Origin of the sequence: Streptomyces sp. NPDC017676 (assembly GCF_044329325.1) — a bacterium.
Taxonomy (GTDB): Bacteria; Actinomycetota; Actinomycetes; order Streptomycetales; family Streptomycetaceae; genus Streptomyces.
This window is the reverse complement of the sequence record NZ_JBIRJA010000007.1, coordinates 216271-237582: the sequence shown is the minus strand read 5'-3', so window position 1 is coordinate 237582 and position 21312 is coordinate 216271. Positions and strand designations below refer to the sequence as shown.

General features: G+C 71.1%; 19 protein-coding genes. 9 read left to right on the top strand and 10 right to left on the bottom strand.

Annotated features, from left to right (window positions below; all coding sequences use genetic code 11):
* Positions 1-420: 420 nt before the first annotated feature.
* The 3 genes from ACH4LD_RS17360 (at position 421) to ACH4LD_RS17350 (ending at position 3033) form a co-directional block, all read left to right on the top strand.
* A complete protein-coding gene (locus ACH4LD_RS17360) occupies positions 421-1305 on the top strand; it encodes an ABC transporter substrate-binding protein (protein ID WP_398056934.1) in 885 nt (294 codons plus the stop codon).
* On the top strand, positions 1302-2237 hold the full coding sequence (locus tag ACH4LD_RS17355) for an amino acid ABC transporter permease (protein ID WP_398056933.1): 936 nt from the start codon (positions 1302-1304) through the stop codon (positions 2235-2237). Before ACH4LD_RS17360 ends, ACH4LD_RS17355 begins: the two co-directional genes overlap by 4 nt.
* A gap of 67 nt (positions 2238-2304) precedes the next feature.
* On the top strand, positions 2305-3033 hold the full coding sequence (locus ACH4LD_RS17350) for an amino acid ABC transporter ATP-binding protein (protein ID WP_103813091.1): 729 nt from the start codon (positions 2305-2307) through the stop codon (positions 3031-3033).
* Positions 3034-3074: 41 nt separating this feature from the next.
* Here the strand turns inward: ACH4LD_RS17350 and aroQ are convergent, their stop codons facing one another.
* A complete protein-coding gene (gene aroQ / locus ACH4LD_RS17345; protein WP_132783989.1) occupies positions 3075-3548 on the bottom strand; it encodes a type II 3-dehydroquinate dehydratase in 474 nt (157 codons plus the stop codon).
* Positions 3549-3757: 209 nt separating this feature from the next.
* Here aroQ and ACH4LD_RS17340 point away from each other — a divergent pair, with 209 nt between their 5' ends.
* On the top strand, positions 3758-5029 hold the full coding sequence (locus ACH4LD_RS17340) for an MFS transporter (RefSeq protein ID WP_398057064.1): 1272 nt from the start codon (positions 3758-3760) through the stop codon (positions 5027-5029).
* Positions 5030-5056: 27 nt separating this feature from the next.
* Here ACH4LD_RS17340 and ACH4LD_RS17335 read toward each other — a convergent pair whose 3' ends face one another.
* The 6 genes from ACH4LD_RS17335 to ACH4LD_RS17310 form a co-directional block, all read right to left on the bottom strand.
* Positions 5057-6157, bottom strand: a complete 1101-nt coding sequence (locus tag ACH4LD_RS17335) for a calcium:proton antiporter (protein ID WP_398056932.1) — start codon at positions 6155-6157, stop codon at positions 5057-5059.
* A gap of 246 nt (positions 6158-6403) precedes the next feature.
* Positions 6404-7405 carry a TerC family protein gene (locus tag ACH4LD_RS17330; RefSeq protein WP_398056931.1) on the bottom strand — a complete coding sequence of 334 codons (1002 nt, stop codon included), beginning with the start codon at positions 7403-7405 and terminating at the stop codon, positions 6404-6406.
* Positions 7406-7634: 229 nt separating this feature from the next.
* The gene (locus tag ACH4LD_RS17325; protein WP_398056930.1) at positions 7635-9713 is read right to left on the bottom strand and encodes a TerD family protein; all 2079 of its coding nucleotides are present in this window, start codon (positions 9711-9713) and stop codon (positions 7635-7637) included.
* Positions 9714-9883: 170 nt separating this feature from the next.
* Entirely contained in the window at positions 9884-10462 is a 579-nt protein-coding gene (locus ACH4LD_RS17320; RefSeq protein ID WP_132783985.1) for a TerD family protein, read from the bottom strand.
* A gap of 171 nt (positions 10463-10633) precedes the next feature.
* On the bottom strand, positions 10634-12781 hold the full coding sequence (uvrB, locus tag ACH4LD_RS17315; RefSeq protein ID WP_398056929.1) for an excinuclease ABC subunit UvrB: 2148 nt from the start codon (positions 12779-12781) through the stop codon (positions 10634-10636).
* Between the two features lie 40 nt (positions 12782-12821).
* A complete protein-coding gene (locus ACH4LD_RS17310; RefSeq protein WP_398056928.1) occupies positions 12822-13700 on the bottom strand; it encodes an MHYT domain-containing protein in 879 nt (292 codons plus the stop codon).
* A 278-nt stretch (positions 13701-13978) separates the two neighbouring features.
* Between ACH4LD_RS17310 and ACH4LD_RS17305 the strand changes: the two genes are divergently transcribed.
* Both ACH4LD_RS17305 and ACH4LD_RS17300 read left to right on the top strand, forming a co-directional pair.
* Positions 13979-14851, top strand: a complete 873-nt coding sequence (locus ACH4LD_RS17305; protein WP_398056927.1) for a glycerophosphodiester phosphodiesterase — start codon at positions 13979-13981, stop codon at positions 14849-14851.
* Positions 14852-14892: 41 nt separating this feature from the next.
* Positions 14893-15447, top strand: a complete 555-nt coding sequence (locus ACH4LD_RS17300) for a methylated-DNA--[protein]-cysteine S-methyltransferase (RefSeq protein WP_132783981.1) — start codon at positions 14893-14895, stop codon at positions 15445-15447.
* Positions 15448-15463: 16 nt separating this feature from the next.
* On the opposite strand, the gene ACH4LD_RS17295 is transcribed toward ACH4LD_RS17300, so the two are convergent.
* A complete protein-coding gene (locus tag ACH4LD_RS17295; protein WP_398056926.1) occupies positions 15464-15895 on the bottom strand; it encodes a VOC family protein in 432 nt (143 codons plus the stop codon).
* Positions 15896-15994: 99 nt separating this feature from the next.
* Here ACH4LD_RS17295 and ACH4LD_RS17290 point away from each other — a divergent pair, with 99 nt between their 5' ends.
* Together ACH4LD_RS17290 and ACH4LD_RS17285 are read left to right on the top strand one after the other, a co-directional pair.
* On the top strand, positions 15995-16903 hold the full coding sequence (locus ACH4LD_RS17290) for a pseudouridine-5'-phosphate glycosidase (protein WP_398056925.1): 909 nt from the start codon (positions 15995-15997) through the stop codon (positions 16901-16903).
* The gene (locus tag ACH4LD_RS17285) at positions 16900-17823 is read left to right on the top strand and encodes a carbohydrate kinase family protein (RefSeq protein ID WP_398056924.1); all 924 of its coding nucleotides are present in this window, start codon (positions 16900-16902) and stop codon (positions 17821-17823) included. Before ACH4LD_RS17290 ends, ACH4LD_RS17285 begins: the two co-directional genes overlap by 4 nt.
* Positions 17824-18035: 212 nt before the next feature.
* Here the strand turns inward: ACH4LD_RS17285 and ACH4LD_RS17280 are convergent, their stop codons facing one another.
* A complete protein-coding gene (locus tag ACH4LD_RS17280; protein ID WP_398056923.1) occupies positions 18036-18830 on the bottom strand; it encodes a methyltransferase in 795 nt (264 codons plus the stop codon).
* Positions 18831-19006: 176 nt separating this feature from the next.
* Here ACH4LD_RS17280 and ACH4LD_RS17275 point away from each other — a divergent pair, with 176 nt between their 5' ends.
* A complete protein-coding gene (locus tag ACH4LD_RS17275; protein WP_398056922.1) occupies positions 19007-20134 on the top strand; it encodes a magnesium and cobalt transport protein CorA in 1128 nt (375 codons plus the stop codon).
* Between the two features lie 215 nt (positions 20135-20349).
* Here ACH4LD_RS17275 and ACH4LD_RS17270 read toward each other — a convergent pair whose 3' ends face one another.
* Positions 20350-20982: a uridine kinase gene (locus tag ACH4LD_RS17270; protein WP_398056921.1), complete on the bottom strand. Its 633-nt coding sequence runs from the start codon at positions 20980-20982 to the stop codon at positions 20350-20352.
* Positions 20983-21312 lie beyond the last annotated feature (330 nt).

Genomic DNA, 21312 nt, shown 5'->3' with positions numbered 1-21312 from the left:
CCCGACCGGCTCGCATCCCCGACCGGCCCATGCCCCAGGGCGCGCGCTCCGGCGTACAGGCCGTACGCGCGCCCCACGCACGGCAGTTGAGCATGCGCCGAGCGCGTGCCGTGCACGCGCCCGGCGTGCGCAACCCCTCCGCGCGCCCCGTGTGAACCTTTCGCACGCACCAGGCCCCCGTGCGCACTCCCGGAGACCGGCCGACCGCGGTCAACTTGTAGGAGCCCCGCACAGGATGACGGCTCCTGAGCGGTAGGGGCCGCCGGTCTCCAACCCCGCCCTCGGCCGGCGGCCCAGGCCAAGACCGCCCACGTGGGCTGCGGTCAGCCGCGTTCACACGGCCGCAACACCCGTTCCCAGCATGCGGACAACCACCGCCGTGACCTGGACAGACGCCGCGTTCGCTGCCAGTCTCCCGCCATGCATCCTGCTCCTCGCGCCCTGCGCCGCGCGGTCGCCGCCGTCACCGTAGCCCTGCTCGCCACCGCCGTCGGCTGCGCTCCGCAGCCCGAGGAGAAGGCGTCGGCCGCCCCGTCCGGGTCGGCAGCGAAGAGCTGCGCCAAGGGCCGGCTCGCCACCAAGACGGCCGGGAAGCTGACGATCGCGACGGACGAACCGGCGTACGAGCCCTGGTTCAAGGACGACAAGCCCGCCAACGGCAAGGGGTTCGAGTCGGCCGTCGCCTACGCCGTGGCGAAGCAACTGGGGTACGACGACAGCGCGGTCGTCTGGCAGAGCGTGCCCTTCAACAAGGCGTTCGCGCCCGGAGTGAAGACGTTCGACTTCGACATCAACCAGGTGTCGATCAGCGCCGAGCGCAAGAAGGCCGTGGACTTCTCCTCCGGCTACTACGACGTGCGCCAGGCGGTCGTCGCCCTGAAGGGCGGCAAGGCCGCCGAGGCGAAGAGCATCGCGGACCTGAAGAAGCTGAAGCTCGGCGCGCAGGTCGGCACGACGAGCCTCGACTACATCACCGACGTCGTCAAGCCGGCACAGGACGCGGCCGTCTACGCCAAGAACGACCAGGCGAAGTCCGCGCTGAAGAACGGCCAGGTCGACGCCATCGTCACGGACCTGCCGACCGCGTTCTACATCACGGCCGCCGAGGTGACGAACGCCAGGATCGTCGGCCAGTTCGAGAACCAGGCCGGCACACCCGAGCAGTTCGGACTCGTGCTGGACAAGGGCAGTGCGCTGACCTCGTGCGTGAGCGGCGCCGTCGACGCCCTCCGCAAGGACGGCACGCTGGCCCGGATCGAGAAGCAGTGGCTCTCGGACGCCGTCGACGCCCCGGTGCTCAAGTGACGGTCACCGAGGGAGAGTCGGCCGGGGAGGGGGCGGACGACAAGGGGGACATGACCGTCGGCACCGACGACGGTGTCCCGGGCGACGGCTACGCGCCCTCCGAGCGGCGTCTGGCACGCGAGCGCTACAGACGCGCGCGGGCCCGCCGCGCCACGGCCCTCGCGGCCCTCTCGACGCTCGTCACGGCCGCCCTGCTCTATCTGGTCGTCGTCAACGCGCCGGGCTGGCCGCGCACCAAGGAGACGTTCTTCAGCGCGCACTACGCGCGCGAGGCGTTCCCGAAGGTTCTCGAAGGGCTGTGGCTGAACGTCCGCCTGCTGCTGATCTGTGGCGTCGCCGTCCTGGTCCTGGGCATGCTGATCGCCGTCGCGCGGACCCTGCGCGGCCCGGTCTTCTTCCCGCTGCGCGTGCTGGCGGCGGCGTACACCGACTTCTTCCGCGGTCTGCCGCTGATCATCAATCTGATGATCGTGGTCCTGGGTGTGCCGGCGCTGCGGCTGCAGGGCGTGACGGTCGACCCGGTGCTGCTCGGCGGTACGGCGCTGACGCTGACGTACTCGGCGTACGTGGCGGAGGTGTTCCGGGCCGGCATCGAGTCGGTCCACCCCTCGCAGCGTGCCGCGGCGCGCTCGCTGGGCCTCACCAACCGGCAGGCCCTGCGCCACGTCGTCCTGCCGCAGGCGGTGCGCCGCCAGGTGCCGCCGCTGCTCAACGACCTGGTGTCGTTGCAGAAGGACACCGGTCTGGTGTCCATCGGGGGTGCGGTGGACGCCGTACGGGCCGCCGACATCATCGTGGGCCGCAGTCTGAACTACACGCCGTACATCGTCGCGGGGCTGGTGTTCGTGGCGCTGACCATCCCGATGACCCGGTTCACCGACTGGGTGACGGCCCGGATGGACCGGCGGCGGGCCCAGGGAGGGTCCCTGTGAGGCCCCGGGGAGGAGCCCTGTGAGCACGTCCGACGACACGCCCGTGAGCAGCGCGCCGGTGCTGCGGATGGAGTCCGTGCGCAAGACCTTCGGCGGCTCGGTCGTCCTGCGGGACGTCGGCCTGGAGGTCGCCCCGCACACGGTGACCGCGCTGATCGGGGCCTCCGGCTCGGGCAAGTCCACGCTGCTGCGCTGCGCCAACCTCCTGGAGGAGATCGACGACGGCGCCATCTGGCTGGACGGCGAGGAGATCACCGACCCGCGCGTGGACCAGGACGCGGTACGGCGCCGGATCGGCGTCGTCTTCCAGGCGTACAACCTCTTCCCGCACATGACCGTGCTGGACAACATCACCCTCGCGCCGCGCCGGGTGCACGGCGTCTCCCGCGCGGAGGCCGAGGAACGGGCCAGGGAGCTGCTGGAGCGCCTCGGGCTGGGCGGCAAGGCCGACGCATACCCGGACCGGCTCAGCGGCGGTCAGCAGCAGCGCGTGGCGATCGTACGGGCCCTCGCGGTGCGGCCCCGGCTGTTGCTGCTGGACGAGATCACGGCCGCGCTCGACCCCGAGCTGGTGGGCGAGGTGCTGGAGGTGGTGCGCGGCCTGAAGGACGAGGGCATGACGATGGTGCTGGCCACGCACGAGATGGGCTTCGCGCGGGACGTCGCCGACCAGGTCTGCTTCCTGGACGGCGGGGTCGTGCTGGAGCGCGGCACCGCCGAGCAGGTCTTCGGCGACCCGCGGCAGGAGCGCACACGGCGCTTCCTGCGGCGGATCGTGGAGGCGGGCCGGCTGTAGTCCCGCGCGCGGGTCACGTGTCAGCCCGACCCGCGCGCGGGTCAGGCGTCCGCTCGCGCCGCCCCGGCCAGTGCCGCGACCCGCTCCACGCCGAACACATAGCCCTGCACCCCGCACCCCGCGATCACGCCGTCGGCGCGCAGCGAGACGTAGGAGTGGTGCCGGAACGATTCCCGCCGGTGGATGTTGGAGATGTGCACCTCCAGCACGGGCATGCCGTCACAGGTGTTGAGCGCGTCCAGGATGGCGACCGACGTGTGCGAGTAGGCGCCGGGGTTGATGACGATCCCGCAGTGGCCCAGCCGCGCCTCATGGATCCAGTCGACCAGCTCCCCCTCATGGTTGGACTGCCGGAAGTCCACCGTGCCACCGTGCGCGGCCGCCGCCTTGGCGCACAGCTGCTCCACGTCGGCCAGCGTCTCGTGGCCGTAGATCTCGGGCTGGCGCTGACCGAGGAGGTTCAGGTTGGGCCCGTTGAGGATCATGATCGGGGCGTTGGCCAGGGTGCGGGGCACGGTTCCTCCGGTCCGTTCGGGGCGGTCCGTCCAAGACCGCTGCTCGCACCCGGTCTATCACGCCGGTCGGCGCGGACAGCCGCCCCGTACGCCGGTCACCACGGCGCGCACCCAGGCCCCTTGATCACCTCCGCGCGCCCCCGTAACCCATGATCACGGTGGGTGGTTGACGCGACATGCACGATGTACGCGCCGTAAGCACCCCGTCCATGCCGCGGCTCGCGGCAGCCTCGCTCGCCGGGACAGCGATCGAGTTCTACGACTTCTTCGTCTACGGGACCGCGGCGGCTCTGGTCCTGGGGCCGCTGTTCTTCCCGACGTTCTCGCCGGTCGCCGGGACCCTCGCGGCCTTCGGGACCTTCGGGGTGGGGTTCGTGGCCCGGCCGCTGGGCTCGGTGATCTTCGGGCACCTCGGGGACCGGCGCGGCCGGCGTCCGGTGCTCGTCCTCTCGCTGCTGCTCACCGGTGCCTCGACGGTCGCGGTGGGCTGTGTGCCGTCCTACGGCACCATCGGCGTGGCCGCGCCCGTGCTGCTGCTCGTGCTGCGCTTCCTGCAGGGGCTCGGGCTCGGCGGCGAGTGGGGCGGGGCGGTGCTGCTGACCGCGGAACACGCTCCCGCCGGACGGCGTGCCCTGTGGTCGAGCTTCCCCCAGATCGGGCCGGCGCTCGGCTTCGTCCTGGCCAACGGGGTGATGCTCGCGCTGTCGGCAGGGCTGTCCGACGCGGAGTTCGCCCGGTGGGGATGGCGTGTGCCGTTCTGGGCGGCCGGCGCCCTCGCGCTGGCCGGTCTGTGGCTGCGCTCCTCCCTCAGGGAGAGTCCCCGCTTCCTGGAGATCGACGACCACGCGCGCGTGCCGCTTGTCGAGGTCGTACGGCATCACGGGCGGCTGGTGCTGCTGACGGCCGGAGCGCTCGCGGTCGGTTACGCGGTGTTCTACGCGGTGACGACGTGGTCGCTGGCGTACGCCACGGAACGGCTCGGTGTGAGCCGTACGGTCATGCTGATGTGCGTCATGGGCGCGGTGCTGGTCAAGGGCGCGCTCACGCCCGTCGTGGCGCTCTTCGGTGACCGGTACGGACGCCGGCCGCTGTGTCTGACGGGGTGCGCGGCCTGCGTCCTGTGGATGCTCCCGATGGTCGCCCTCCTGGCGACCGGCCAGCCGCTGCTGATGTTCCTCGCCATCCTGGGCGCCCTGCTCGCCTTCGTCACCATGTTCGCGGTGATCGCCGCGTACCTGCCAGAACTGTACGAGGCTCGGGTGCGCTGCACGGGCGCCGCCGTGGGCTACAACCTCGGCGGGGTCTTCGGCGGCGCCCTCACCCCGATCGTCGCCACGGCGCTCGCGGAGCAGGGTGGACGGGTCCCCTGGGGCGTGGGGGCCTACCTGACCGGTATCGCCCTGATCAGCCTGGTCTGTTTCGCCTTGCTGCCGGAGACGCGGCCGGTGCCCGTGCCGGCCGTCGAGCCGGTCACGGGCTGACGGGCGCATCGCGGTACCTTGCGCCCGCTACGGGTTGATCGCCAGTTCCAGATAGGCGGCGAAGAGCACCAGGTGGACGCCACCTTGGAGGGGTGTGGCCCGGCCCGGCACGACGGTCAGGGAACTGACCACCACGGTCAGTGCGAGCAGCAGCATGTGGGTCGGGCCGAGGCCGAGGACGAGCGGCCCTGACAGCCACACGGACGCGAGCGCCACGGCCGGGATGGTCAGGCCGATGCTGGCCATCGCGGAGCCGAGCGCCAGGTTGAGGCTGGTCTGCACCCGGTCGCGGCGAGCGGAGCGCAGCGCGGCGATGGTCTCGGGCAGCAGCACGAGCAGGGCGATGATCACACCGACGACGGCGTGATGCAGGCCCGCCGCCGCCACACCCGACTCGATCGTGGGCGACACGCCCTTGGCCAGGCCGACCACCCCGATCAGCGCCAGCCCGAGCAGACCGAGGCTGGTCCATGCGGTGCGCGCGGACGGGGGCCGGGCGTGGTCCTCGGCGGTGATGACCTCGCCCTGCCGGGTGATCGGCAGGAAGTAGTCGCGGTGGCGCACGGTCTGGGTGGCCACGAACAGCCCGTACAGGATCAGTGAGGACAGGGCCGCGAAGGTCAGCTGGATGGTGGAGAACTCGGGTCCGGGCTTGCTGGTGGTGAAGGTCGGCAGCACCAGGCTGAGCGTGGCGAGCGTCGCCACGGTGGCCAGCGCCGCACCGGTGCCCTCGGGGTTGAAGACGGCCGTGCCATGTCGCAGGGATGCGACGAGCAGGCAGATCCCGACGACGCCGTTGCAGGTGATCATGACCGCGGCGAAGACGGTGTCCCGGGCCAGGGTGGCACTCTTGTCGCCGCCGTCGACCATGAGGGTGACGATCAGGGCCACTTCGATGATCGTGACGGCGATGGCGAGCACCAGGGAACCGAAGGGCTCGCCGACCCGGTGGGCGATCACCTCGGCATGGTGCACGGCCGCCAGGACGGCACCGGCGAGAACGAGGGTCACCAGGCCGACGACCGCGCCGGGCAGGCCCCGGCCCCAGGTGAGGACCAGCAGGACGACCGCGAGCACCGGCACGAGGATCGTCCATTGTCGGGTGAGCGACCGGAACCGAGTGATCATGCGGCGATGGTCGCAGAGGCGTACAGAGTTCGCATTCCGTTCTTTCCGGATACCTCTCATCCTTTCCGGTGCGGGGGCCGGTGCCGGTGGGACCGGGCCCCCGCGTCGTTACGAGACGCCGCCAGGGGGCGATGACACCCCCGAAGGGCTGATGACCTCGCCGAGAGCTCATGCACTCCCGGCGAGGGTCAATGCCTCCGTTCGCTGTGCGGCCACGCGCGGTCGCGGGTTTCCGCCGCGCCCCGGTCAGACGTCGACGCTGCTCTTGCGAGCGTTCTCGCCCTCGGCGTGCGACTCCTCGACAGCTGCCTGCTTCTTGGACGCCAGCAAGCTGGTGATCGTGGTGACGGCCAGGACCGCGCAGATCACGCCGAGCGAGACCGGGATGCTGATCTCGGGCACATGGACACCGGACTCGTGCAGGGCATGCAGCACCAGCTTGACGCCGATGAAGCCGAGGATGATCGACAGCCCGTACGACAGGTGAACCAGCTTCTTGAGCAGTCCGCCGATGAGGAAGTACAGCTGACGCAGCCCCATCAGGGCGAACGCGTTGGCCGTGAAGACGATGTACGGGTCCTGGGTCAGGCCGAAGATCGCGGGGATGGAGTCCAGGGCGAACAGCACGTCCGTGGTACCGATGGCGAGCATCACGACCAGCATCGGGGTCATGACGCGCTTGCCGTTCTGCTGGATCCACAGCTTGGTGCCGTGGTACCGGTCGGCCACGCCGAACTTGCGTTCCGCGGCTTTCAGCAGCTTGTTCTCCTCGTACTCCTCGTCCGCCTCGTCCGTACGGGCCTCCTGGATGAGCTTCCAGGCGGTCCAGATCAGGAAGGCACCGAAGAGGTAGAACACCCAGGAGAAGCTGGCGAGGATCGCGGCACCGGCGGCGATGAAGACGGCCCGCAGGACCAGGGCTATGAGAACGCCAACCAGCAGGACGCGCTGCTGGTACTGCGTGGGCACCGCGAACTTCGCCATGATCAGGACGAAGACGAAGAGATTGTCCACGCTCAGCGACTTCTCGGTGATGAAGCCCGCGAAGAACTCACCGGCCGGCTGCCCGCCACCGAAGACGAGCAGACCGAGACCGAAGAGACCGGCCAGGGCGATCCAGACGACTGTCCAGGTGCCCGCTTCCTTGATCGACACCTCATGCGGCTTGCGACCGATGAAGAAGTCGACCGCGATCAGAGCGGCGAGACCCGCGATGGTCAGGACCCATAGGGTCATGGAGACTTCCACTGCACCTCCGGCATTACGTGACGGCAAACACATCAGCGTTGTCGCTGCCGGAGGTCTCTTCCACCCGTGATGGGCCGACGCCCCGGGACCTGAGCCGGTCCGTACTGACGGGTGCGCCGCAGTCAGGGAGTACTCCCCTCCGTACGGAAGACTGTACCCCAATCACCAAGTAACGGTAAAGCGATTAGTAAAGTGAGTGCCAAGTTCGCTGGTCAGATGGCCTTTACTATCACTTGGTACGAGCTCTGGCCACCTCGGAGAGCACGTCGCCCACGACCCAGTCGGCGGCCGGGGCCAGCGAGGGTTCGTACGTCCAGGCGTGACCGATCCACGGATCGGCGATGTGGTCGTCGGGCAGCGGCGTGAGTCGCAGCAGTGAACGCCACAGCGGATCGAGCAAGGGGCCGTAGGCGGTGGCCTCCTCGCGGTCGGCGACGAGCAGCAGGTGTACGCCGACGGCCGGACCCTCATCGGCGAGGTAGCGGAGCCGGGTCACCGACCGGTCGTCGAACCCGTGCGGGAAGTCGTTGACGATCAGGAGCTGCTGAGCGGTGTCCACATCGGCCGGCAGCGACTCGGCCGCGCCGCCGCGCACCGCCATCTGCAGCAGGTCGACCCGCCGGGTGAGCCCCTCCAACGTCCGCGAGACACCCGCCGCCCCGGTCGCGGGCGGCGCCGCGAGAACCCCGGCCCGGGTCAGCGGCAGCAGCGCGCGGGTCCCGGCACCGGCAGGGTCGATGACCTGCACGGCGAACTCCCCCGCCGGGTGTACGGCGAGCAGGCGCGCCGCCAGGGTGGCGGCCACGGACATGGCCAGGTGGCGCAGCTCGGCGGGGTCCGTCAGCTGAGCGGCGCCGGCCGCCGACGGACCGCTGTCGATCCACAACCCCCTGTCCAGCGGCAGCCTGACCAGCAGGGGGATGCGCAAGGGCGCGCTTTCGGGCAGGTGCAGATCACCGAGCCGCAGCGCCATCGGCGGCTCGGCAGGGACCCGGTAGGCCTGCCAGACGGGGCTGTCCCAGCGGGCATAGGCGGGCGGGAGCGCGGGTTCGACCACTTCGGCCTCGGCGATGAGCTGGGCGAGGTCGCGATCGAAGGCTGCCCGCGCTTGGTCGGCGAGCTGGGTGCGGCGAGCGTGGGCCGCCTCGCGCGCGGCATCGCCCGCCGCGCCCAGCCGCGTGCGGGGGTCGGCGAGGGCCTGGTCCAGTTCCTTCTCCAGGCGGGAGTCGGCGAAGTCGATGGCGCTCCGGTAGGCGGCCGTGGTTCGGGCGAGGTCCTCGAACATGCCCCAGACCTGGTTGTACAGCCGTTCCTCCATCGACCAGCCCACGGCGTCTCCGGCAACGGGCCGAGCGGGCTGTGCGTCGGCGACCGAGGGGGCCGGGGGCGGGGGAGGAAGGCCGCGGGTTCGGCGCGGGTGGATGTAGTCGACCGGGCCGTGGGGCTGGTGGGGACCGGGGCCGCCATCCTCGTCAGGGCTCTGCGGCTCGCACGAACGCGGCGCCTCAGCCGGCCCGGAAGCGGACGACTGGGATGCGGTGGCGGGATGAGCGGCCGACGCGGACGGGGAAACCGTAGTGGGCGGAGAAGCCGACGCGGACGGGGAAGCCGTGGCGGGCTGAGAAGCCGACGCGGGCGGCGAAAGGGTGGCCGGATGAGGAGTCGACGCCCCTTGATGGGTGGGCGAGGTCTGCGGTGCCGAACCGGAGGTGGTGCGGGGATCGCCATCGGTCGGCGGTGCGGGTGTCGTACCGGGCAGACTCTGGGCCACGGCCTCCTGGATGGCGGTCGCGAGGTCGTCCGCGTCGGGCAGCCCCCGGTCGGCGAGGAGGGTGGGCAGGCCATTCGCATAGCCCTGGCCCATCGCGCGTACTTTCCAGGCGCCCTGCCTGCGGTACAGCTCCAGGGCGATCACGGCCGTCTCGGTGTCCAGGCCGGTGAGGGTGTAACAGGCCAGTTCGGTGCCGTCGTGGCCGCTCACCGTGGTGTGCGGGGCCGGGACGGCACCAAAACCGAGGGGACCTGCCGTGCCGGTGGGCAGGGCGAGGAACACGTCCACGCGGTGCACGGCGTCGGGCAAGGCGGCCAGGTCGACGGCCAGGCGGTGCTCGGCGGCGGCCTGCCGGGCCACCTCGACGCCGGGCAGGGCCGGGGCGCCGGGATGGGCCACCCACCTGCGGCCGTGCACCGTGCCGTGCTCGTCGCCGAGTGTCGCTCCGGCGAGGACCGGCACTCCGGCCGAGATCCTGATCTCCAGTCGGACCTGGGACAGCGGGTGGTTCTGCCCCCGCACCAGCTCGGCCCCCATCGCCGTCGTCCCCCTCGTGTCGTTCGGTCGTGCTGCCGCCGGGTGAGCGGGCGGTCGGGTGCCGGCGCCTGCCGTCACATTCCCGTGGTCACCCGGCGAGCGGCCGCGCGGCGTCAGGGGCGTGCTCCGGGGGCGGCATCGCGCGGCAGAGCCGAATTGCCGGACGGGCCCTAAAGGTGCGGCAGGATCGCCGGCATCAGATCCTGGAAGGTACGGCCCCTGGCCGGGGCGCCGATGGCCGTCATCGTCCAGCCGGAGCCGGCCCGGTGCACCTTGGCCATGATCTGGGCGGTGTACTCGCCGCCCCCGGCCAGGGTGTAGCGGGCGAGTTCCTGGCCGTTGGTCTCGTCCACGAGCCGGCAGAAGGCGTTCTGCACCTCCTGGAAGGTCTGGCCGGTGAAGGAGTTGACCGTGAAGACGATCTGGTCGATGTGGACCGGGACGCGCTGCAGGTCCACCAGGATGGCCTCGTCGTCCCCGCCCTGGCCGGCGCCGCCGACGAGGTTGTCACCGGTGTGGCGCACGGAACCGTCGTCGCTGACCAGGTGGCGGAAGAAGACGACGTCCTTGGGTTCCGCACCGGCGAAGAGGACCGCCGAGGCGTCCAGGTCGATCTCGCGGGTGCGGGAGCCGAACAGGCCGCGCCGCTTGGCCGCCTGCCATCCGAGGCCCATGCGGACCGCCGTCAGGGTGGCCCCGTCCTTCTTCTCCAGGCTGATGGCCTGACCCTTGGACAAGTTGACGGACACGGCTGAATCCCCTCTCGACGGTCCCCTGTTGCCGCGCCGAGCCGTTGCTGCGCACCGCGCGGTTGTTCAGAACCCTACGCAGGGCCACGGACAGTGCCGAGCCCCGGCCCGGGCTTTGTGTCGGGGTTGCAACACTTGGCGTCGGGCCGAGGGACGGTAGCGGGCAAAGACTCAGGCGAGGCCGGCCTCGCGCATCTGGCGCAGCTCCTTCTTCATCTCGGAGACCTCGTCGCGCAGCCGGGCCGCGATCTCGAACTGCAGCTCGGCGGCGGCGGCACGCATGCGCTCGGTCATCTCCTCGATCTGCTCCGCCAGTTCCGCGGCCGGACGGTCCGTGGGCACCGCCTTGCCCTTGGCCGTCCTGGCGGCCTTCCCGGCCTTCGCGCCCTTGGCCGCCTTGTCGCCGAGCGCCGGAACGGGGGCCTTCGCTCCCTTGCCGTCCTTCGTCTTGCGGTACCCGGAGCCGAGGAGCTGCTCCGTGTCGACCTCCTCGCGGGCGATCTGGGCGACGATGTCGTTGATCTTCTTGCGCAGCGGCTGCGGGTCGATGCCGTTCGCCTTGTTGTAGGCGATCTGCTTCTCCCGGCGGCGGTTGGTCTCCTCGATGGCCTTCTCCATCGCCGGGGTGATCTTGTCGGCGTACATGTGGACCTGGCCGGAGACGTTGCGCGCCGCTCGGCCGATGGTCTGGATCAGCGAGGTACCCGAACGGAGGAAGCCCTCCTTGTCGGCGTCCAGGATCGCCACCAAGGACACCTCGGGCAGGTCGAGGCCCTCACGGAGCAGGTTGATGCCGACCAGGACGTCGTACTCACCGGAACGCAGTTCGCGCAGCAGCTCGACGCGGCGCAGGGTGTCGACGTCGCTGTGCAGGTAGCGCACCTGGATGCCGAGTTCCAGGAAGTAGTCGGTGAGGTCCTCGGCCATCTTCTTGGTCAGCGTGGTGACGAGGACCCGCTCGTCCTTCTCGGTGCGCTTGCGGATCTCGTGCACCAGGTCGTCGATCTGACCCTCGGTGGGCTTGACCACGACCTCCGGGTCGACCAGGCCGGTCGGGCGGATGATCTGCTCCACGAAGCCGTCCGAGCGCGACAGCTCGTAGGGGCCCGGGGTGGCCGACAGGTAGACGGTCTGCCCGATGCGCTCCTGGAACTCCTCCCACTTCAGCGGCCGGTTGTCCAGGGCGGAGGGCAGGCGGAAGCCGTGGTCCACGAGGGTGCGCTTGCGGGAGGCGTCACCCTCGTACATCGCGCCGATCTGCGGGACGGTGACGTGCGACTCGTCGATGACGAGCAGGAAGTCGTCCGGGAAGTAGTCCAGCAGCGTGTTGGGCGGGGAGCCCGGCAAGCGGCCGTCGAAGTGCATCGAGTAGTTCTCCACGCCGGAGCAGGTGCCGATCTGGCGGAGCATCTCGATGTCGTACGTGGTGCGCATCCGCAGGCGCTGGGCCTCCAGGAGCTTGCCCTGCTTCTCCAGCTCGGCCAGCCGTTCCCCCAGCTCCTTCTCTATGTCGTTGATGGCCCGCTCCATGCGCTCGGGGCCGGCGACGTAGTGGGAGGCGGGGAAGACGTAGAGCTGCTGGTCGTCACTGATGATCTCGCCGGTGAGCGGGTGCAGCGTGGACAGCGCCTCGATCTCGTCACCGAACATCTCGATGCGGACGGCCAGCTCCTCGTAGACCGGGAAGATCTCGATGGTGTCACCGCGGACCCGGAAGGTGCCGCGGGTGAACGCCATGTCGTTGCGCGTGTACTGGATGTCGACGAAGCGGCGCAGCAGCTCGTCCCGGTCGATCTCGTCGCCGACTCTGAGGGTGACCATGCGGTCCACGTACTCCTGCGGAGTGCCGAGGCCGTAGATGCAGGACACCGAGGCGACCACGATGACGTCGCGGCGGGTGAGCAGCGAGTTGGTGGCCGAGTGGCGCAGGCGCTCGACCTCCTCGTTGATCGAGGAGTCCTTCTCGATGTAGGTGTCCGACTGCGGGACGTAGGCCTCGGGCTGGTAGTAGTCGTAGTACGAGACGAAGTACTCGACGGCGTTGTTCGGCAGCAGCTCGCGGAACTCGTTGGCCAGCTGGGCGGCCAGCGTCTTGTTCGGCGCCATCACGAGGGTGGGGCGCTGGAGCTTCTCGATCATCCACGCGGTGGTGGCGGACTTGCCGGTGCCGGTCGCGCCCAGGAGGACGACGTCCTTCTCACCGGCCTCGATGCGCTTGGCCAGCTCGGCGATGGCCGCCGGCTGGTCTCCGCTGGGCTGGTAGGGGCTGACGACCTCGAAGGGCGCCACCGTGCGTTCGATGTGGGAAACGGGCCGCATGACATCAACCGTACGACCCCGCACTGACAACGGGCTCCGATCAGCGGTTCTGCGGGGTGCGGGAGGCGTGGTGCTCGGTTCGGCGCACGGGCCGGCGCCCGTCGTGGACGGTGGGGCGGCGTTCGGTGTGGGGGGCGACGGCGGCGGCCGGGACGCCCGGTTTCTGCTCGACGGGCCGCCAGTCGGGCCGGCCCATGACCATCAGCGGGTCGAAGATCACGACGACGCCCGCGAGCAGCAGGAAGGCGAGCGGGCCGATCAGCATCGGCGCCAGCACGGACGCGGTGGGCGCGCCCCCGGCGGTGTGGGAGGCGCCGTCGAGGTGGACGCTCAGGGCGGCCATGCCGGTGTAGTGCATGCCGCTGACCGCGAGACCCATGACGAGGCTCGCGCCGACGCTCCACAGGAAGCCCCGCACCTGTCCGGCCGCCCACAGGGCGGCGGTGGCGGCCACGACCGCTATGACGACGGAGGCGGCGACGGTGAACGTGTTGTAGGTGAACCGGCCGTGGAAGCGGACGCCTGCCATGCCGAGGTAGTGCATCGAGGCGACGCCCAGACCGGTGATCGTGCCGCCGGTGAAGAGGGGGGTGCCGGTGGCGCCCCGGTAGCCGACGATGAAGATCCCGACGCCGACCATCACGATGGCGAGGGCGAGGCTCGCGTAGGTGATCGCCTGATCGTAGTGGAGCGGTGCCTCCTTGATGCTGAAGCCCATCATGGCGACGAAGTGCATGGTCCAGATGCCGGAGCCGATCGCCGCCGAGCCGAGGGCCAGCCAGGCGGGCCGCCGTGCGTGCGTGACCAGCAGGGACCGTGTGGTGCAGCGCAGGCCGAGGGCGCCGCCGAGGCACGCCATCAGGTAGGCCACCAACGGGGTGACGGCCCCGTAGCTGAATCCGTCGACCGTGCCTTGCATCCGCGGCTGCCCTTCCCGCCTTCTTGTGTCCCGGAGAACCCGAATACTCCCCCGTCCCAGGACCGCACGGGCGGTCAGGGTTGTCGCAGAGAGTATGACCCCCATCGGAATGGTCGAACGATTTTCCGGCAAAGAAACACGGCCTTGCCGCAGTTGTGCGGCACCGGTGTGCGGACTTGGACAACTCCGTTCAACGTGTGGCCGTCGTGCGCCGAGTGCCGTTGACTCAGTGCTGTCAGTCTGTTGCTGTCGGTATCCGCTCGATGCGAGGAGTACGCATGCACGCGCGCGTAGTCGCCGCCCCGGTCGCCGCGGCCCTGGGGACGGTGGCCGCCCTGCTGAGCCCCACGTCCGATGCCCGGGCGGGCGAGCACGGCGTGCCCACGGTGATCGCCCACCGGGGCGCCTCCACCTACGCACCCGAGAACACGCTGGCCGCCGTCGACAAGGCCGCCGAACTGGGATTCTCCTGGGTCGAGAACGACGTCCAGCGCACCAAGGACGGCCAGCTGATCGTCCTGCACGACGAGACGCTGGAGCGCACCACGGACGCGGAGGAGGTCTTCCCCGACCGGGCGCCGTGGAGGGTGCGGGACTTCACCGCAGCCGAGGTCGCCCGGCTGGACGCGGGGAGCTGGTTCTCCCCCGTCTACGCGGGCGCGCGCGTGCCGACCCTGAAGGAGTACATGCGCCGGATCGAGCGCAACCACGAGAAACTTGTCCTGGAGATCAAGAATCCGGAGCTGTACCCGGGCATCGAGCAGCAGACGCTGAAGCTCCTCGGCAACGAGGGCTGGCTGGACGGCAGGCACCTGGGACGGCTGATCGTGCAGAGCTTCAGCGCCGACAGCGTGCGGACCGTGCACGAGCTGAAGCCGGCGGTCGTCACCGGCTACCTCGGTACGCCCACCGTGGCCGAGCTGCCTCGGTTCACGCGCTTCACGGATCTGATCAATCCCTCGTACGGGTCCCTCTCCCGGGGGTACGTCGCCTCCGTGCACGCCTTGAGCGGACCGCACGGCCGGTCGCTGGATCTCTTCGCCTGGACGGTGGACGACGCGGCCACCGCCCGCGAAGTCGCCGGCTACGGGGTCGACGGGATCATCACCAACAAGCCCGACGTGGTGCGGGCGGCGCTCGGTTCGGACTGAGCCGGGCGGGGGTTGTCAGTGGCGGGTCGTACGGTAGGCGCATGGACAGCCCTGGGCAGGATGAGCAACGGCTCGTGTGGGCCGTCGTCGGGACGGACATCGGCCCGCTGATGCTGGCGGCTACCCGCGACGGTCTGGTCAACGTCGTCTTCCACGCCTCGGACGCGGTGCGCGATCGGGCGCTGGAGCGACTGGCCGCACGGCTGGGTGCCGATCCCGTGGAGGATCCGGACTCGCCGCTGCTCGCCGAGGCGATACGCCAGCTGCGGGCGTACTTCGCGGGCCGGCGGCACGACTTCGACCTGCCGCTGGACTGGTCGCTGATCTCCGGTTTCAACCGGCAGGTCCTGCGCGAGCTGGCCTCCGGTGTGCCGTACGGCACCGTGGTGGGGTACGGCGACCTGGCGGGCCGGGTCGGCCAGCCCGGCGGGGCACAGGCGGTCGGCGCGGCGATGGGCGCCAATCCGCTGCCGGTGGTCGTGCCGTGCCACCGGGTGGTGGAGAGCGGTGGCGGCCTCGGCGGATTCGGGGGCGGCCTGGAGACCAAGCGGAAGCTGCTCGCCCTGGAGGGTGTGCTGCCGGAGCCGCTGTTCTGACCGGTCCGGGGCGCGGCTAGTCGTCGTAGTGCCGGGCCTCGAAGATGTTGCCGTCCGGGTCGCGGAAGTAGAAGCTGCGCGTGGCGTCGCCGCGGGCGCCGGACAAGCCGTGGTCGATGTCCGACACGGGGACACCGTGCTCCTGCAGGCGGGCCCGCAGGGCGTCGAAGGCCTCGGCCGGCAGCGACAGGCAGACGTGGTTGACGGGGTGGCCCGCGCTGTCGGCGGAGCCGGGCAGCATCCTCATCCGGTCGGCGAAGTCGTGCGGGGCGAGGTCAAGGATGGTGTCCTCGTTGACGCGTACGGAGGGGAAGGCCACCTTGCCCTCCGCGAACTCGGCGACCCTGACCGGTGCCAGGCCGACGGCCGTCTCGTAGAAGGCGGCCGCGGCGACCGGGTCGGCCACCCACAGGACGACGTGGTCGAGGCGCGTGGTGTTGTTCCTCATGTGCACCAGGCTGCTGGCCCCCACGACGGGTCACAAGCGTTTATCCGTGCCCGGCGACCGCCAGAGACTAGGAAGGACCGACGGACAGGAGGCGGGCACGTGGTGCTGGTGGTGTCGGAAGAAGTCCGGGAGGCGATCGAAGCGCGGCGGCCGGTGGTGGCTCTGGAGTCCACGATCATCGCGCACGGCCTGCCTCGTCCGCGCAACATGGAGGTGGCGCTGGAGCTGGAGGAAGCGGTGCGGCGGGAGGGCGCCGTGCCGGCGACCATCGCCGTGCTCGACGGGCGGCCCCGGGTCGGCCTGGACAAGGATCAGCTGGAGCGGGTCGCGAACGAGGGCGGCATCCGCAAGCTGGGCCATCGTGACCTGCCGCTCGCCGTGGCGTCGGGGGCGAGTGGGGCGACCACCGTGTCGGCGACGGCGCAGCTGGCCTCCCTCGCGGGGGTGCGGGTGTTCGCCACCGGTGGGCTGGGCGGGGTGCACCGGGAGTGGACCGTGACCCAGGACGAGTCGGCCGACCTCGGGCTGCTGGCGCGGACCCGGATCACGGTGGTGTGCGCGGGCGTGAAGTCGATCCTGGACGTACCGGCGACGCTGCAGCGGCTGGAGACACTGGGCGTGGCCGTCGCCGGGTACGGCACGGACCGGTTCCCCGGCTTCTATCTGTCGGACTCGGGACATCGGGTCGACTGGACGCTGGACACCCCGGAGCAGGTCGCCGCCGTCATGCGCGCCCAGGACGCGCTGGACGCGCCGGAGTCGGCGCTGATCGTCGCCAACCCCGTCCCGGAGGCGGAACAGCTCGATCCCGAGCTGCACGCGCGTGTGCTCGCCGACGCGCTGCGCGCCTGCGCGGAGCAGGGTGTCACCGGGCAGGCGGTGACCCCGTTCCTGCTGGACCACCTGGTCCGGCACACGGACGGTGCCTCGCTGAGCGCCAACCTGGCGGCGGTACGCGGCAACGTCCGGCTCGCGGCGCGGATCGCCTCGGCGTGGACCCGGGGGTGACCTCGGGCGGGAACGGCGCGCTGCTGGTCGTCGGCGACGTGGTCACGGACGTCATCGCCCGGCATCGGGGGCCGCTCGCGGCCGGCACCGACACGTCCGCCGTGATCCGGAGGCTGCCGGGCGGCGCGGGCGCCAATGTGGCCTGCTGGGCCGCCCACGCGGGCTGCGCGGACGTACGACTGCTGGGGCGGGTGGGCGCGGACGCCGCCGCGTGGCACCAGCGCGAACTGGTCGCGGCCGGGGTGCGGCCCCGGCTCGTGGTGGACCGGGGGGCAGCGACCGGGACCGTGATCTGCCTCGTCGACACGGGTGCGGAGGCCGAGCGGACGTTCCTGACGGACAGCGGGGCATCCCTGCGGCTCGGCCCCGCCGACTGGTCGGACGCGCTGCTCGACGGGGTGGCCCGGCTGCACCTGTCGGGCTATCTGCTGTTCACGGAGTCGAGCCGGTCGCTCGCGGAAACGGCGCTCGCGGCGGCACGCGCGCGTGGTGTGCCGGTCAGCCTGGACCCGGCCTCGGCCGGCTTCCTGATCGAGCTGGGGGTGGACCGCTTCCTCGCGTTCGCCGATGGGCTGGACGTACTACTGCCCAGCCGGGACGAGGCATGTCTGCTGACGGGGCTGCCGGACCCGGCGGACGCGGCGGCGAAGCTGAGCCGTCTCGTACCGCTGGTGGTGGCCAAGGCGGGTGCGGACGGAGCCCTCGTGGCCCGTTCCGGCGCCGCGCCGGCCCGGGTTCCGGCCGTGCCGGCGGAGCCCCGGGACACCACGGGCGCGGGTGACGCCTTCACCGGCGCGTTCCTGGCCGCCCTGCTCGCCGGCGCGGCACCGGAGGAAGCGGCGGCACGGGGCTGCCGGGCGGGTGCGGTGGCGGTGGGACGGGTGGGCGGCAGACCACCGCATCCGGGCGACGACGGTTAGACGGCCGGGGACATGCCGGCCTCTGCCAGGTATCGGTGGCGTCTGCGGACGATGGTCCGATCTCGGCCTCTGCCAGGTGTCGGGGGCCTGCGGACGATGGCTCGATCTCAGCCTCCGCCCGGCTTCAGGGCCCTGCCGGCGGTGGCTGCGGGCGCGTGGGCCCACGGGATGCTGAAACGGTCCGGCAGCCCCGGGTGCCCCGCTGCCGCCGGCTACCCCTTGCGTCCCCACGCCGAGATCATCGGCGCGGTGGTCAGGTCCATCGTGCCGGTCTCCACGTTGGCCAGGTGCTGGTCGATCTCCGCGTCGGTGGCCAGGCCCGCGGCGACGAGCCGGTGACGGATCTGACGGACGGTCGCGGCCTCCAGGGCGGTGCAGGCGGGCGAGGCCACGGGGAAGTACGCGTCGGCCTCCACCTCGTGCAGTCCCGCCTCGCGCAGCAGCCGCGGGAGTTTACGGCCGTAGGACAGGTCGGCGCCGCGGTCGGCGAGCAGCTTGCGGAAGCCTTGGCGCAGCCGGTTGGCGAGCCGCTGCTCGGGGCCGTACTCGTCGGGGCAGCTCAGAGGCTGGAGGGCGGGGTCGGCGTCCTCGATCAGCAGGCGTCCGCCGGGCCGCAGGGCTTTGATCATGTTCCGCAGCGCCCGTTCCCGGTCGGGTACGTGCACGAGGACGAGCCGGGCGTGGACCAGGTCGAAGCCCTCTCCCGGCGGCTCCTCGGCGCCCACGTCGTGGACGCGGATCTCCACCGGCGGGCGGGCCGGGACGGTGAGCCGGGAGGTGTCGATGTCGGTGGCGACGACCTGACCGGACGGCCCCGCCTTCTCGGCGAGCCAGGACACCACGGAGGGGCCGCCCGCCCCCACTTCCCAGCAGCGCCGGCCTGGACCGATACCGAGTCCTTCGAGGTGCCGGAAGGTCGTGGGGTCGAAGAGCGCGGTGAAGGCGTCGAAGCGTTCACCCGCCTCGTTCTGCTGGTTGTCCAGGAGGTATCCGTCGGAGCTCGCCATACTCCGATCCTCCCAGTCAGCCGGCCGGTCCGGCTCGGTCGCCCCGTCATCCACAGGCGGGAACAAAGCGGAACTCCCTGTTCCCACAGGCTTGCCCGCGCTTCGCCCGGGACTGGCACACTTGCCGGGCAAGGCGCGAAAGCGTCACGCGAGGAGATCCACACAAGGAGATCCAGATGTCCATGGCAGGGAATCTGCGGAAGGTCACGGGGCTGAGCAGGGTCGGCGGCCTGCGCAAGGTGGCGCGGTTGGCCCGGCGCCGGCCGCGCGTGGACCTGAGCCATCCCGCCAGGTCGCCGCTGGGCTCGTCGGTGGTGAACTGCGTGACGTACCAGGACGGCGTGCGCGTGCCCGGCTGCGCCGACCTGGTGGATGCCGTACGGCTGGTGCGCAAGACCGGCGAGGGCTTCGTCTGGCTCGGGCTGCACGAGCCGACGGACCGTGAGTTCACCGGCATCGCCGAGCTGTTCGACCTGCATCCGCTGGCGGTGGAGGACGCGGTCGAGGCCCACCAGCGGCCGAAGCTGGAGCACTACGGGGACACGCTCTTCGCGGTGTTCAAGACCGTCTGCTACGTGGAGCACGAGCAGCTGACGGCGACCAGCGAGGTGGTGGACACCGGCGAGATCATGGTGTTCATCGGCGAGGACTTCGTCATCACGGTGCGGCACGGCCGGCACGGCTCATTGGGGCCGCTGCGCGAGGAGTTGGAGGCGGACCCGCACCAACTGGCCAAGGGGCCGGCGGCGGTGCTGCACGCGATCGCCGACCATGTGGTCGACGACTACCTCAGCGTGACGGACGCGGTGCAGGCCGACATCGACCAGGTCGAGACGGACGTGTTCTCGGAGAACGGCGCGCGTCTGGACGCGGGCCGCATCTACCAGATGAAGCGTGAACTGCTGGAGCTGAAGCGGGCGGTGGTGCCATTGGGCCGCCCGGTGGAGGAGCTGGCGACCCGGCCGATACGGGTCGTCGCCCCGGAGATACAGACCTACTTCCGGGATGTGCTCGACCACTTGATCCGGGCCAAGGAACAGATCGCCGCGTTCGACGAGTTGCTCAACTCGATCCTGCAGGCGCATCTCGCACAGGTGACGGTGGCGCAGAACGAGGACATGCGGAAGATCACGGCCTGGGCCGCGGTGATCGCCGTGCCGACGATGGTCTGCGGGGTGTACGGCATGAACTTCGAGCACATGCCGGAGCTGCACTGGCGGTTCGGCTATCCACTGATCATGGCCGTGACGGCGGGGGCCTGTCTGGCGGTGTACCGGGGCTTCCGGCGCAACGGCTGGCTCTGAGCAGCGGGGCCCTCGGAGGACCGGGGCCGCGGGGACCGGAACTGCGGGGACCGGACCGCGGGGTGCCGGTTCGCGTGGGGCCGAGAGTACGGCGGCTGCGGCCGGTCAGGGTGAGAAGGTCACGACCAAGTTCTTGCCGCCCAGTCGGGGGCGGAGGCAATCGTCGAGGGGCCGAAGGTGGCCCAGCGGCTGGATCTGCGGGCGGCGCTCGCGGATCAGCCGCTCCAGGCGGGGTGGCGCGGGTCGTCGGCTCGCACCAGGACGTCCGCCGTCCCGGCCGGGTCGGTCTCGGCCTCGTAGCGCTCGAAGGCGGGGAGGGTCCAGTGGTCGGCCTCGGGTGTACGGCGGCGGAGGGCGCCTGGGGAGAGGAAGAGGTGCACTGACAGATCAAAAGGGAACCAGTGACGCAGCAGGAGGGGACCGTGGAGCAACAGGATCCCACCGGGCGGGAGTTGGACGTAGGGGCTGCGGGTGGCCCGGTCCGTGGCCGGATCCCACAGGTCCGGCAGGATCCGCCCGCTGCCTCCGGGGTCGAGCGGCCCGAAGACCTCCCGCCACAGGGCGCCCGTGTCGAACCATCCGTTGTAGTACGACTCCGCGTCCCGCCGCCCGTGCTCCAGACGGAGCGAGGCGGGGCGCAGGAAGCCTTCCGAGCTGACCACGAGCGAGGGCCTGCCGCGCACCCGCAGCGCCTCGCCGACACGCGCGGCGAGGTCTCCCGGACGGGCGGCCGGAGCCCCGTCGAAGCCGACACGCTGCCAGGCCGCGCCGTCGGCCGGCTCCGCACCGGCCAGCCGGTCGGCGAGCCGCTCGGCCAGCCGCTCCCAGGTGATCGCTTCCAGTCGCACAGCCCCATGATGCCGGGCGGCGGACAGGAGTGGCTCGGGTGCCGGCGTCAGGCGGGCTGTCCGGCCGCGCGGCGTGCCGCGAGCAGGGCGGCGAGGTGGGTTTCGCTCCAGGCGCGGATGGCGTCGAGGAGAGGAGGGGGATCAGGGTGCGACCGAGGGGGGTGGGGGCGTACTCGACGCGGGGCGGGTTCTCGCGACGGGAGGAGGGGTGGTTGCGGCGGGCGGAAGAAGAAGAAGAAGAAGGAGGAGGGCCTACGGGGACATACGGGAGGTGGCGCAGGAGGAGGGTCGGGGGAAGGGAACTGGCGGACGGGGAAGCGGCGAGGGCGG

What these genes read in the sequence shown, in the direction of transcription:
- ACH4LD_RS17360 (WP_398056934.1), top strand. Translation starts at nt 421, where the DNA reads ATGCATCCTGCTCCTCGCGCCCTGCGCCGCGCGGTCGCCGCCGTCACC.
- ACH4LD_RS17350 (WP_103813091.1), top strand. Translation starts at nt 2,305, where the DNA reads ATGGAGTCCGTGCGCAAGACCTTCGGCGGCTCGGTCGTCCTGCGGGAC.
- ACH4LD_RS17340 (WP_398057064.1), top strand. Translation starts at nt 3,758, where the DNA reads ATGCCGCGGCTCGCGGCAGCCTCGCTCGCCGGGACAGCGATCGAGTTC.
- ACH4LD_RS17335 (WP_398056932.1), bottom strand. Translation starts at nt 6,157, where the DNA reads ATGATCACTCGGTTCCGGTCGCTCACCCGACAATGGACGATCCTCGTG.
- ACH4LD_RS17325 (WP_398056930.1), bottom strand. Translation starts at nt 9,713, where the DNA reads ATGGGGGCCGAGCTGGTGCGGGGGCAGAACCACCCGCTGTCCCAGGTC.
- uvrB (WP_398056929.1), bottom strand. Translation starts at nt 12,781, where the DNA reads ATGCGGCCCGTTTCCCACATCGAACGCACGGTGGCGCCCTTCGAGGTC.
- ACH4LD_RS17310 (WP_398056928.1), bottom strand. Translation starts at nt 13,700, where the DNA reads ATGCAAGGCACGGTCGACGGATTCAGCTACGGGGCCGTCACCCCGTTG.
- ACH4LD_RS17305 (WP_398056927.1), top strand. Translation starts at nt 13,979, where the DNA reads ATGCACGCGCGCGTAGTCGCCGCCCCGGTCGCCGCGGCCCTGGGGACG.
- ACH4LD_RS17300 (WP_132783981.1), top strand. Translation starts at nt 14,893, where the DNA reads ATGGACAGCCCTGGGCAGGATGAGCAACGGCTCGTGTGGGCCGTCGTC.
- ACH4LD_RS17295 (WP_398056926.1), bottom strand. Translation starts at nt 15,895, where the DNA reads ATGAGGAACAACACCACGCGCCTCGACCACGTCGTCCTGTGGGTGGCC.
- ACH4LD_RS17280 (WP_398056923.1), bottom strand. Translation starts at nt 18,830, where the DNA reads ATGGCGAGCTCCGACGGATACCTCCTGGACAACCAGCAGAACGAGGCG.
- ACH4LD_RS17275 (WP_398056922.1), top strand. Translation starts at nt 19,007, where the DNA reads ATGTCCATGGCAGGGAATCTGCGGAAGGTCACGGGGCTGAGCAGGGTC.